Source organism: Aliivibrio thorii, assembly GCF_057368585.1.
Genome location: NZ_CM170655.1, coordinates 316,764 through 330,120 on the forward strand (window position 1 = coordinate 316,764; position 13,357 = coordinate 330,120).

General features: G+C 38.8%; 9 protein-coding genes. 1 reads left to right on the plus strand and 8 read right to left on the minus strand.

Annotated elements, in window-relative coordinates:
- Nucleotides 1-12 precede the first annotated feature (12 nt).
- From AC2IP4_RS15630 to AC2IP4_RS15665, 8 genes are all read right to left on the minus strand, one after another.
- Nucleotides 13-2,184 carry a TonB-dependent receptor gene (locus AC2IP4_RS15630; RefSeq protein WP_486311095.1) on the minus strand — a complete coding sequence of 724 codons (2,172 nt, stop codon included), beginning with the start codon at nucleotides 2,182-2,184 and terminating at the stop codon, nucleotides 13-15.
- A gap of 126 nt (nucleotides 2,185-2,310) precedes the next feature.
- Complete coding sequence (locus tag AC2IP4_RS15635) at nucleotides 2,311-3,624, minus strand: lysine N(6)-hydroxylase/L-ornithine N(5)-oxygenase family protein (RefSeq protein WP_375320175.1); 1,314 nt, start codon at nucleotides 3,622-3,624, stop codon at nucleotides 2,311-2,313.
- 36 nt (nucleotides 3,625-3,660) lie between these two features.
- The gene (locus tag AC2IP4_RS15640) at nucleotides 3,661-5,433 is read right to left on the minus strand and encodes an IucA/IucC family protein (RefSeq protein WP_486311096.1); all 1,773 of its coding nucleotides are present in this window, start codon (nucleotides 5,431-5,433) and stop codon (nucleotides 3,661-3,663) included.
- Entirely contained in the window at nucleotides 5,433-6,344 is a 912-nt protein-coding gene (locus AC2IP4_RS15645) for a GNAT family N-acetyltransferase (RefSeq protein WP_486311097.1), read from the minus strand. The genes AC2IP4_RS15640 and AC2IP4_RS15645 overlap by 1 nt, the downstream gene beginning before the upstream one ends.
- On the minus strand, nucleotides 6,337-8,112 hold the full coding sequence (locus tag AC2IP4_RS15650; RefSeq protein WP_486311098.1) for an IucA/IucC family protein: 1,776 nt from the start codon (nucleotides 8,110-8,112) through the stop codon (nucleotides 6,337-6,339). Before AC2IP4_RS15650 ends, AC2IP4_RS15645 begins: the two co-directional genes overlap by 8 nt.
- Nucleotides 8,113-8,292: 180 nt before the next feature.
- Nucleotides 8,293-10,248, minus strand: coding sequence for a Fe(3+)-hydroxamate ABC transporter permease FhuB (gene fhuB / locus AC2IP4_RS15655; RefSeq protein ID WP_375320171.1), 1,956 nt, complete (start codon nucleotides 10,246-10,248; stop codon nucleotides 8,293-8,295).
- 58 nt (nucleotides 10,249-10,306) lie between these two features.
- Nucleotides 10,307-11,197 carry an iron-siderophore ABC transporter substrate-binding protein gene (locus tag AC2IP4_RS15660; RefSeq protein WP_375320170.1) on the minus strand — a complete coding sequence of 297 codons (891 nt, stop codon included), beginning with the start codon at nucleotides 11,195-11,197 and terminating at the stop codon, nucleotides 10,307-10,309.
- 40 nt (nucleotides 11,198-11,237) lie between these two features.
- Nucleotides 11,238-12,005 carry an ATP-binding cassette domain-containing protein gene (locus tag AC2IP4_RS15665; RefSeq protein ID WP_486311099.1) on the minus strand — a complete coding sequence of 256 codons (768 nt, stop codon included), beginning with the start codon at nucleotides 12,003-12,005 and terminating at the stop codon, nucleotides 11,238-11,240.
- 134 nt (nucleotides 12,006-12,139) lie between these two features.
- Here AC2IP4_RS15665 and AC2IP4_RS15670 point away from each other — a divergent pair, with 134 nt between their 5' ends.
- Complete coding sequence (locus AC2IP4_RS15670; protein ID WP_486311100.1) at nucleotides 12,140-13,357, plus strand: MFS transporter; 1,218 nt, start codon at nucleotides 12,140-12,142, stop codon at nucleotides 13,355-13,357.

Sequence of the window (13,357 nt, forward strand, 5' to 3'; positions counted from 1 at the left end):
AGTAACTAAATATTAATATTTAACTTGGTAATTAAGTGTATAGGTTCGTCCGCGACCTTTATAATCATAAGCTGCTGCATCATAGTGGCTAGAATATAGGATTTGAGCACGTTGACCCCATGCGGTTGTATAGTCTTTATTAAATAAATTCTGAATACCAAAACCTAAACTACCTACAGGCAACTCATAACTACCGACTAAGTCAAAGACGGTGTAACCAGATAACTCATTATCATCCGCATCTTTATAGTCAAACATCGTTTGGCTCTGAACTTTAACCGCAAGATCCGACTCGTACCATCCTATCCACGAGCTTGCTTTTGATGTACTTGCCTCACCCGCACTTAAATCATTCCACTTACCGTCAGTTTGAAGCTCTGAAATGACGTAATGGCCTGAAGCACCCAGCTGAATATTATCCATAACCCAATAAGAAACTAACGCTTCAGCACCATAAACACGCTTTTCATTATCAACGTCTTCAATTAACAATGTCTGCTTATTGTATTTAACCGATTTATCCGACTGTGAGAAATACGCTGCTGTTTGAAAACTTAATGCATCTTGCTCAGTTCTAAAGCCAATTTCATAACTATTGGTTTTGATCCCTGACATTTTCGAACCTGACACATTGATGCTTTCCTGAAGCGCATAATGTCCACTGGCGTCAACTGCGGAATAACTTCCTTGTCCATAATATTTCGCAGGATCAGCAAGATCGAACCCTTGTGAAAAGCTTGCCCATACCTGTGAATCAGAAGTGAGCTTATAGATAGTGCCTAAATTAAATAAACCTACAGAGTAATTAGTTTCTCCCCCAGGAACCGCATCAGCAGAAGAGCCATTCCCTGCGGCAATTTTCTTTTGAATTTTATAATCAACAAAATCATCGATCTTATTGTTCATATATTGGTAACGATAACCCCCTTGAATTGACCAATCATCGGTAATATTCATATCCGCTTGAATAAACCCAGCAACCGAGCCGACCTCTACCCCAGGGTAGCGCCCTACTTCAGCGTAAGTTTTATTCACTAGATTACCTGAGTTATTGGCAATCATTGGATCAAATAACGCTTGGTTACTGTCGAACTTATCCATGTAAGCATCGACACCATACACCAAGTTCACTTTACCAAACGATTTAGCTAAAGCGGTTTTTAAAGAGATAACATCGGTCGTTTGTTGTGAAGCACCTTGGTAATAAGGCGTATAAGTTTGATCTTCTTTTCGATAAGAGGCTTCAACCACAAGTTGGTGACTAAGAAATTCAGAATCACTGTAAGCCGCACTTAGCATGATACGCTCTGTACCGTGTTGGCGATCAGATTCGAAGCCTTTACGTACATCAATAAACTTATAATTTTTAATATAAAGACCGTATGGTGAGTCTTGTTGGCTATCGTAATACTGCGCTAAAAAGTTAATATTTTTAGTATCAGAAATAGAGACATCAACCGTACTTTGTAAGTCTATCGTTTTATTATATTGCAGTGAGCCTTGAGAAATATCAGGCGTAACGATATCACCTTCACCATCATAATATCCTTGAGTTTCAGTATAAACAGCAGACACTCGTGCTGCTACATTATCAGTTCCACCAGAGATAGATTGCGCCACTTTGTAATCAAAATCATCACTACCATTCAATCCAGTCGTGCCACTGACATAGCTTTCAAACTGCAATTCATCACTGTCTGATTTCTTCGTGATGATGTTAATCACACCACCAGTCGCACCCGCCCCATAGATAGAGGTGGCACCAGACAGTACCTCAATACGCTCAATATTAAATGGGTCAATCGCATCTAACTGACGACTAATCGGACGCGATGATTGAAGCGATACCCCATCAATCATAACGAGCATTGCACGACCGCGTAAGTTCTGACCGTAATTGGTTCTTGCACCACTACTCACATCTAATGATGGAATGGTTGCTGATAAAATTTCACCTAGTGTTTTACCACCACGATATTCTTGTTCAATTTGTTCGGAGTCAACAAACCAAACTGTTCCTGGGATCTCACTGATAGCTTTAGGTGTACGGCTTGACACCACCACCATCGTTTCTTCTGTATTTTTATAGGCCTCTGCTTGAGCCGATACTGATACAAAAGTGGTTGCTGTTACCACTGCGATAGCCACTAATGTGAGCGGATAATTCCCTTTTTTAACGTTCATTTATGTTCTCTTTTATTATATTGATATCGCACCCAAATGAATACGAATGATAAGAATCCGTATTCAACTATTTATTACTTAAAAAATAATATTAATTAAAAAATAAGTGCCGGAGTGCTAACAAAGCTAAGCATTGACCAATTCGTCAACAACCGATTCAGAAATCCAATCAATCATTCCTTTATCAGAAGTAATGTCGTATATCTCTTTTTCTGATAATCGATTGATAATACTGGCACTTCGCCACGCCATTAAGCTAAGTTGAGGTTCCGCAATACCATGACTATGCATGCCTGCATTCACCGCAAATATCTTATTTTTCTTGCTGCCTTTCCATTTCAATTCAAAGTCAGGCGTAAGCTGATAACGTCCCTCGTTATCTAAATCCAATAGGGGAAGGATCGAGTTTAAACAAGCAGGATAAGGAGATTTAAATCCCGTAGCCAAAATTACAATATCTGCTTGATGTACTTCTAATTTTTGGCTTAACGCATTCTGAACTTCCAGAGAAAAACCTGATGAAGTCTGTTCTAATTTATCCATCGTTCGATGTGGTAATAAACGCACCCATTTATCTTCTTTCATCACATCAAAACGATGATATAGCTCTCGATAGATATCCAATAACGCTAATTGAGTAATGCCATCTGATGTCAATTTCTGAGCTGTGATCTCTGAGTGCTTTACTTTAGGGTTAAGCTGAACAAACGCATTTACATAATCAGGAGTGAAGAACTCATTAGTAAATGATGCTTCATCAAGAGGTTGGAAATTAGAGCGACGAGACAACCAATCTAATGAGGCAGCCTTACCCCATTTCTCACGTAATACGTTTAAGAAAATATCAGCGCCACTTTGTCCACCACCCACAATCATGACTCTTTTACCGGTGAAATCACGATCACGTAGGCCCATTTCAGCGGCATGAAAAACGGTTGGGCCGATATGCGGAATTGCACATTCTGGAATAAAAGGGACTTTACCTGTTCCTATGCAAAGATTTTGCGCTTCATATATTCCACCACTGGTTTGAATTTCAAAACTATCGCCATTAAATTCGACATTCTTAACTTCAGTTGAAAACTGAACATTACTGAGCTGTTGAGCAACCCAAGACAGGTAATCAGAAAACTCATGGCGACTGATGCAACTCAGCTCTGCAGATAAAAAACGATAAAACTTTTTATTTTTCACTAAGTAAGACAAAAAGGAATAAGGACTTTCAGGACATACAGCGCTGACTAAATCCTTTAAAAACATGGTTTGCATATTGGTGTTATCAAGTAACAAACCAGGATGCCACGCAAAAGAATCTCTACTTTCAAAAAACGTCGCTTTGATTTGCTTTTTAGGCTCCAAAAGAGAAGCAACACTCAAGTTAAACGGGCCAACTCCGATACCTGCCAAATCCAATCTGGTATTCATACTATTATTCTCCATTTAATATTATTGTTATTTATTTAATATTATTGTTATTTATTTAATATTCGTGTTATTTGATGCCTTAAATAAGGGGTTATCTAATTGATCATCCATATCTGGAAGCATGCGGGATGCACTAGAATCCGTACTGTGCCTAAACTTAGCGAGATTAAGCCCAATTCGTAATATCTTTGGTTTAAACAGATCTAAACGCTCAAATCTATCTTGATAGTCAGGATATGCTTCCACATACGCTTTAATTCGTAACCCAAGTAATTGATAAAACTTCGTTTCAGGTAATCCTAGTGTTTCAACCAATGGTGAAATAAAGCGAAGTACCGTAACAAAATGTCCAGTTTGTAAATCATGAATAATCAGCTCTTCAGGTAAAGAGACCGTGACCTCTTTTATCAAAGGAGCTAGCCCTTCTTGCTCTGGAATGTCTCGGGCAATGAAACGCATATCTCCTTGAAAATCTTTTAATAAAATTCGTTTTGGTTGAGCATCTTCCATCACTAACGTCACATTTTGACCATGAGCAATTAAAGAAACTCCGTATTTACAAAGTAAGTGATAATAAGGAATAACCACTGCATCAAAGAGCTTAGTTAACCACTCTTCTATTGATAACCTTGAAGCACTAATGTATTCAGAAATTAATGGAGTCCCCTCTTCATCCGACTCCATCAAGGCTGCCATTAAAATGGCCGTTTCATTATTAGAAAGCTTAGACTGAGCCGATTCTCGCCATATCACACCAAGTAACTCATGATAACGATATGGAGCATCAACCAATAACTTATAATCTGATTGAGCGACAAAACCCGCCGCAGGTTCTTGCAGTATTTCTGCTTGCTTATCAATAAACAACTCGTCTGACTTAAAGATGGAGTCAAGCCAATCAGACGCCATTGGACCCGCTAAAATATAGCGCCCCGGAATACCTCGGTAACAAGATGTATTCATAATGGTTAAAGGTAACTTAATGTCATAGCTATCTGGTCTTGTGGTATTACTCAATGTTCGAATTGACAACTGAGGCAGAAATTCATCACCGAACTCACCTAAATAGATCAGCGTTTTCTCTGCCATTTCTCGTGCGAATAATATCGATAACTTTTGACGCCACTGCCAAGGATGAACAGGGACATAAATATAATCACTGATATCTACATTAAATGACGAAAGTAATGCATCCATTTCATACAATTCAGTTTCATTAACGGCTGATTCGATTAACTCTTCCCACTCTACTTTATGGTTTGTTGCTTTCTGTAAAATGGAATGATGCACAGCAACCCAACTTAATTGAAAAGCACGCTCAGATTCTGGCGCATATAATGCGAGATCATCACTTCCCCACCCTCTTCGCCCTTTATTAAAAGCAAACTTAGGATGCCCATCAAACAAAAGCTGTTGCTGCTCACACGACAAAAAAGCAAGTTCTTTCGCCGACATATTCACTTTACGTAATGCAAGTTTGCAATCGCCAAGTAACGTAGCATTCAGGTCTTCAAAGTGCTCTGCTAATACATCATCATCGATACCAATTAAGCATTGAATATCACGCATAAATTGCGTTGCTGTTATCTCTGACGGACTCCCATTCGTTCTACGCTCTAATGACGTAGGAATGATTACAATTTGCCCCCAAATGTTGCGTTTACCAGAGAAGTAATACCCAACACCTTGAGAGAGAGTGAACGAAAACTCGTTATTATTTTCTTCAATTTTAAACGCTTGTTCATACGCCAACTCACTAATTAGCTTCGCCACCATTTTACGATTAACCGCAGGCCAGTGAGCATGTAATGCTATTTGGTCCATCAGTATTGCTCCGTAAAAAAGGCTTTTCGTTCAAGCATCATTAATGCAGACCGCTTATGAGGAAAATTAAACTCGAAACATTTCTTATACCCAATCTCTTGAATACGATTGAATAAACGTTGGTTATCCGCTCTCGGCTCTAAAACAATGCGTTGGGTTCTTACGTCATCCACAAACAAATAATGACTAATTGCCCTCATCCAACAATTGAAATAATCAGGACCTCGAAACGCCTGCTCACCCACTAAAAGATGGATACCTCGATCATAAGGCTGAACATCATAATAAGGGCTTAACCTATCTTCACTAACCCAATACGCTTCAACATAACCAAAAGGTTCGCCATTAAACTCACCAATTAGCGGAATAATATGATCATCACTCAAACGTTCTTTAATAAATTCGGCAAGCTTTTCATAACTCCACGCTTGCTCCCAAAAATTAGCGACTCTAGGATCATTCATCCAAGCGGTAAAACGCTCAATATCTTTATCGAGATCAAACAATCTAAAGCTAATTTCCGCATCAATATTATGATCATAACGTTGATATACCTTACCTGTTGGCATTTCAGGACGAACAGGGTGATGTCGATATTGCAACAGTGATTGCACCTCTACCCAAGGGAATAACGTCGAAGGGGTATGAAAATGCCACGGTTGTGTTTGTTGATAAAAGCATTGACGCAACAAGCTGTTCTTATAAAGTGACGGCAAAGACTGAGTTAACTGACTTGGTATTTCTGACTCAATAATAAGCTCATTAATCGCCTTATTCGTACTAAATATGTGATCAATTTCTTTTAAACATTGAGCAATAAGCGATGAGTCTTCAACATCCTGTTTTGATAATGTAATCGCAATGGTTGGATTAGAATTTAAGCTTAAGAGTAGCGTCTTATAATTAAACATTCATAGCATCCTTTACATGAACTAATGGGTTAGGTAAATCAAAATAGATAACGGCAGGATCAAGAATTGAATTCTCATTCATGTTCTGTAAATAACAATAGAAGTTGCCTTTACAACACAAGGCTTCACTGTCTAATACATAATTTAAACATTGTTGATCTCTAACGCCTTTATCCCTCAATACTTCCAATTGTTTACGCAGCTCTTTCACTAAAGTCTTTTCACTGACATTACAATAAGCAGCGATAGACGCAATAACATTGAATGTTGAATTGATAATGAGGTAATAAGCAAAATAACGACGGACTTTGTCATTATTCCAATAGTTTTCAATATCTTGCTTGGTTTGATTTAATGCTTCAGGAAAACGTTCGAACGCCAAATCAGTGTATCCTGTTCCTTGACAATCACGATAGTACATACCAATAGGAAACCCTCTTTTTAACTGCATAACAATATTCTGCTGATGAGCTAAAAAGACAACGCCATAATTCGCTTGAAGAGTAAATAATGGAACAACGGCATATTGACAATAGGCGCTAAACCACTGTTGAGCAACTTGAGATAACGACTGTCGACTTGAATCAGCGTAATCTTTGATTCTTTTCGCTAACAAACTCTCGCCGCCATAAGGGTTTTGCTGGGTTAATGTCGCTAACACCACCGCCTCTTCTTCCGGTTTTTCACTTAATGGATTATCACGAAACGCCACAAGACTCTCATCTATCACATCGCCATTTCGATTCATTAAACCAAGATAACTAGGCTCTTGCATGACTTGAAAACCTTGTTCATTACCTAATTCAGCACTGATTTCTGTGTCTGTAAACAATTGATTTAATCTGGTGCCTCTTACCACTTCTTTAAGTGATAGATTACGAATAGAATTCGTTAGTTTTACACTGAGTGAAAACTTCAACATATAAGGCAATGTCGGAGAATAAAGCGAGCGAGTTGATGACGTTGGGTACCAAGTTGCACCTAATGAACCTAGCTTTCTGATTAGTCCCGCCTCTAGATAAGCTTGAATGTCTTCTTGCTCTTGCAACACTGTCCATTGCCATGGGTGAACAGGGAATACACTTTCGTCTTTATTAATACCCCCACTGATCGCTAACGTCAGTAACTGATCTTTAAAGACTAATTCATCCAATCTCTCAGCTGCAGTCTGGTCTCCTGAAGAACCAGAAATAAGAATAGAATGATTAACCGCTAACCAAAGAAGGGAGAACTCACCGCCGAGCTCTGGAGAATATGTTTTGGCATCTTCAGTACTGAATTGTTCTCTGCTTTTTGGTGCAGGATGAAAAGAATGCCCGACCAATAGGCCCTGTTCCGCTTGCTGAAAATTAAGCGCATCTAAAAATAACCTCTCTGCATAAGGGCTTCTGCTAACTCCTGTATAGGTGTTTGTATAGCTCTCAGTCACTCGATCTCTGAAGACATCTTTCTGCTCTTCAGAGATAACACCTACTAATGCTGGCTGATCTAAAACTCGACGTAATATTTCTTCAAAGCCAATAGCAACGACCTCTTCTGCATATAAAACAGCAGGGAAGCAGTATTCATGCAAACCAACCGAAGAGACATAGCTCAACGGAATATGTATCTCATATTTACTTCCTAATGGAATTAAATAATAAGCATCATATTGATTTTCAACAATTTGGATTGCAGAACATTCTCGTGCCAAAGAATTAAGAAAACAGGCTGCAGGAACGTCATTACCGCCGTTTATTATGTAGTCTAATTGATCATTCGTTTTCATAACACCTCCATTGTTTTCAATTAACAGATGCGAATGCTAATAATTCTCATTAAAATGATCAACTACTTTTTATGAAATTTATAAAATATATAAATTTCTTGAACCCATGCTTTATATTTATGTAACTTTATAGGTAACAAAACGATAAGTACTTATTTATCAACAATTAAGATAAGGGTATTACTTCCTCATTAAATATAAAAAATACATTCCACCAAGTAATGATGCTAATAAACCTGCCGGAAATTGCCATGGAAACCACACCGTTCTACCAACCCAATCGGCAACAATCATTAAACATCCTCCTAATAAACAAGCCGTTAATAGCTGGTGAGAGGCTCGATATTGATGAAGAGAGCGAGCCATGTGTGGTGCTAACAAGCCAATAAAACTGAGTGGGCCAATTACAATGGTACACAGGGTGGTTAATGCAGCAACAAGAAGCAATAAACACACTCTTACTTTACGGCAATGCAATCCGACACTGGCCGACGTTATTTCGCCTAAACCAATAATATCTAGCCATCGGTGACTTCGCATCGCTACGATAAAAAATAGCGTAACTCCTATACCTAACAGATAAACATCACTCATACTAACTAAGTAGGTAGAGCCGGAAAGCCATGTTAATAGCGCCATTATATTATCTTGGCCTGATGACATAGCAATACGTAAAAAAGCATCTAGACCCGCACTCAAGGCGATTCCCGTTAATAACATTTGAGCAGGTGCAAAATTTTGTTTTCTTCCCATCAGCCAAATAATACCAGTGACAGATAATGCCCCCACAGTACCCAATAACATTTGTTCATGTCTTTCCGTTGCAACGCCAAACATAGCTCCGAGCACCAGTGCCAATGCTGCCCCTGAACTGATGCCTAAAATCTCAGGGCTTGCCATTGGGTTGGTAGATACTCGTTGAATGACAGTCCCAGCAATAGCGAGTCCTACGCCAGCTAAAAATGATACAAACACTCGCGGGAGACGTAATTCAACTATCGATGAATTTAGCGAAAGCACCCATCCAGTTTGCCCTTTACCAACAAACACAGCGATAATAAACAAGACAGCAACCAGAGCAGATAAAGACAATACTATCTTCTGTAATGGCCTATATTTGTAACCCACTTGAGCTGTTTCTCTGATTTTCATATCCGATTGAAAAACTTTCCGATTTAACAACCAAAGAAGAAATGGAGCCCCTAATAACGCCGTCATTGCACCGGTTGGTAATAATTCACCTCCAACGCCTGAAAATGGTTGAATAACCAAATCGGCAAGTAATAACATCACGCTACCAGTCACACCACTGACAATAATCTGTGATATCAGTTTTCTTGCTCCACACATACGAGCAATAGCAGGAGCGACAATTCCAACAAAACCAATTAAACCAACTTCGCTCACAACCGCGGCTGTAATAAATATCCCCAACGTCAGTGAAATCACCTTAATTTGTTTAGTATTAATGCCGATTGATGCCGACACTTGATCACCTAATTGCAGTGCGGATAAAGACCTTGAAAGTAATAAAAGAGCCAAAATTGGCAATATAATTAATGGAAGCAGTGTTTTCACACTCGACCAACCATTTTGATTTAACGTCCCTGCCCCCCAAACAAACACACTCGCTAATTGTTGTTCATTTAATAGCAATAACATGGTGTTTAGTGAACCAAAAAATAAGCTGATCACCATACCAGATAGCACCATGTGAACCGGTGAAAAGCCACGCTTAGCTGACAGTAAAAACACCAGACCCGTAGCAAAACCGCCCCCTAAAAATGCAGGAATAAACCCGCTAATCATGCTATTTACTGGTAAAAATAAGATCCCAATAACCATACCTAACTCAGCCCCCGCAGCCACCCCAAGAGTGGTAGGTGAAGCAATAGGATTACGTAATACAAACTGCATCACACAACCAGCAACAGCAAGAGCAAACCCACACAGCAAAGCAATAGCAAGACGCGGAAGATAGGTAAGGTGAGTAATTAAATGTTGGTAATTTGATGAATCATAATGAAACACGGTTTGCCATAATAAACCGACACCTTGAGAATAAGGTGCAGTCCATTGTAATAAGCCTAAAATAGACATGATTAATAATGTTACAAAGCCAATACGGATTTTCATGGCTTGCCGCGGTAAATCTGGGGAATGATTTGATATCAACATAACGACTTTTTTACGCTTATTGAGTAAGTTGTTGGGTAATATTGTCACTAAAGCGTTGCGCTGAAATTAATCCACCAAATGTCCAGATAGCAGGAAGTTCATATACCGAATCCGTTCTAGAAAAAGCCATTGCTTGCCATAATGCTGATTGGGTTAATTGCTTCTTTTCTGCCTCTTTTAATGGACCGAAGATCAATACGTTTGATTGCTGATGCCGTGCTAACGCTTCAAGTCCTGCGGTGGTAAACCCCCACATATTCGTCGCTTCATGCCATGCGTTAACTAACCCCATTTCATTTATCGTCGCTTGAGCTAATGAACCATCACTGTGGATTCGTACGGTTCTATCATTAATAAAGCGAATAAAAAGAAACGGTTTATTATTTGTTTGAAGACGATGGATTTTATCGCCATTCTCACTTAGTCTCTGCTCTGTCTTTGCTATCACGTCTTGAGCTTGTTGCTCTTTATCCAATAAATAACCAAGCTGAAGCGTTATCTCTTTTGCTGAAACTAAAGGCATTTTTTTATTATTGTAAACCGTATAAACCAATGTTGGAGCAATCGCATTCAGTTTATCGTACATCGGTAACATATATTGACTGATCAAAATAACATCCGGTTTCAACTCTGTAATTAACTCTAAATTAGGTTCACTTCTTGAACCAACATCGAGTACAGAATCATCCAATTCTGGCTTTGTAACCCATGATTGATAGCCTTGCACATCAGTAATACCAATAGGATTAACTCCTAAGCTTAATGTCGTTTCTGTTAATGTCCAATCAAGTGTAATCACTTTTTCTGGTGTTTTTGCTAACTGAACCAACCCTAATTCATGCTTAATCTCCATTGCCTTTACCGATGAAATACAGCACATCATTATCACACCAAAAATCTTATTCATCTTTCTTCCTTGCCTTTCTTATTTAAACAATTACTGAGGGTTACGGGATATAGCTGATCGGTTGACCGGTTTCAGGATGAGGAAATAACGCTAATTCCATTCCATAGATTTGTTGTAATGTGTCTTTATTCATTAAACACTCAGGAGCGCCTTGAGCAATAACATCACCTGAATGTAATGCGATGAGATAATCACTAAATTTGGCTGCCATATTGACATCATGCAATACCATAATGACCGTCAGCCCTAATGTTTTATTTAAATCTCGGATTAACGTTAATAACTCATATTGATGAGCAACATCCAGTGCAGAAGTGGGTTCATCAAGTAGAATGCACTGACTTTGCTGAGCTAATAACATGGCAACCCAAGCTCTTTGACGCTCTCCACCTGATAAGGTAGCGACAAAACGATCACGGAATAAGGTTAATCCTACTTTTTCTATTGCATCATCAACTAATTGATAATCTTGCTTACTGTATCGTCCAAGTGCCCCTTTCCATGGATAACGACCAAAACAGACAAGTTCACGAACAGTAACACCATCAGTTATGGGCGGGTGCTGGGGAAGGTAGGCAACATTAAGAGCAAATTCTTGATGAGATAAGAGATTAACGGCTTTGTCATTAAAAAGAACCTTCCCTGCCGTGGGTGTATTTTGACGACTAAGTAATTTAACTAATGTAGATTTCCCACACCCATTATGCCCAAGTAACGTTGTCACTTTTCCTTTAGGGAAAAATAAATTAGTCGCATGGAGGATCTTCTTTCCGTCAATTTCAAACGACGTATCAACAAGTTGGTACATAAGGTAAACTAATTATCCAGTCAGTGAGTAATGCGCAGAACTTTAACACAAAGAAATAATAATGATAATTGTTTTTATTCTCATAAAATAAAAGTAGGATACGTGAGATTCATAAATTCAAACAGGAAGTTCGAATGACTCTCTTCACAAGAATACACAATTCAAAAATTCAATTAATGATCATAGGGTTAATTGCTGCATTAATGGGGATTGGACAAAATGGCTTATTAGTCTCTTTACCCTTTTTAGTCAGTCACTCCGCCTTCCCTCTTCCTACTTGGTCCATCGTTATTGCGATCGGTAGCTTTTTATTCTTACCCGCTGCGCCATTTTGGGGAAGGTACAGTGATAAAAAAGGGCCTAAAAATGTAGTATTACAGGCGCTTTGTGGCATGAGCGCCAGCTTTTTACTCTTGCTCTCTTTTGCATTTCTAAGTGGTCAGCACCCAGAAGAAGCACACTATTGGTTAATTGGTTTAGTACTAGCAAGAATAATTTATGGTTGTACCGTCGCAGGAATGGTTCCCGCAAGCCAGCACTGGGCGATTCTTATTTGCGGTGAAAATAACAGATTGAAAGCCATCACATCTGTCAGTATTGGGCTTAGTCTAGGTCGCCTTCTTGGTCCTGTATTATCGATTGTTTTATTAAAGCTAGGTCCCTTCTCTCCATTAGCTATGATGGTAATTTTTCCTTTTCTAGCTCTGCTAATCGCAACTTTCTTGCCAACCCCTGCAATGATAGAAAAACCAATACCCAATATCACCACTACGCATTCTTTTATCCCGAATCTAAATTTGATGCCTTATTTACTGACTGGTTTATCACTTTGTTTAACTATTGCATTATTGCAGTACAGCTTCTCACCATTAATTGAAAGTATGACGCATTGGAGTACAGATAAAATAAGTGATGCAATAGGGTTATTACTCACTATCAGCGCAGCCGTCACACTCACGACCCAGATTACTGTCGTTAAAAAGAAAAAACTTCAATTGTCAGCCATGCACCAACTCGGTTCACTCTTATTATTGACTGGTTTTCTTTGCTTTCTAATTGATAATATTTGGGCTATAGGTATAGCAATGGCGATCAGTGCGTGTGGAGCTGCTTTACTCGTACCTGCTTATACATCAAAAGCCACGGCAATGAATCCTAACAATCCAGGAATTGTTGCAGGTTATATTTCTATGTCACACACATTAGGTTACGGCATTGCGTCATTATTGGCTTATACCTCCACACTCTCGCCTATTTATCCTATCTATGTTTGTGTTCTATTTTCCAGTGTCATTTTAGTGATTGCTTTTATGAAACCACAAATAACAGAGGTAATCGAAATGGAAAAATAA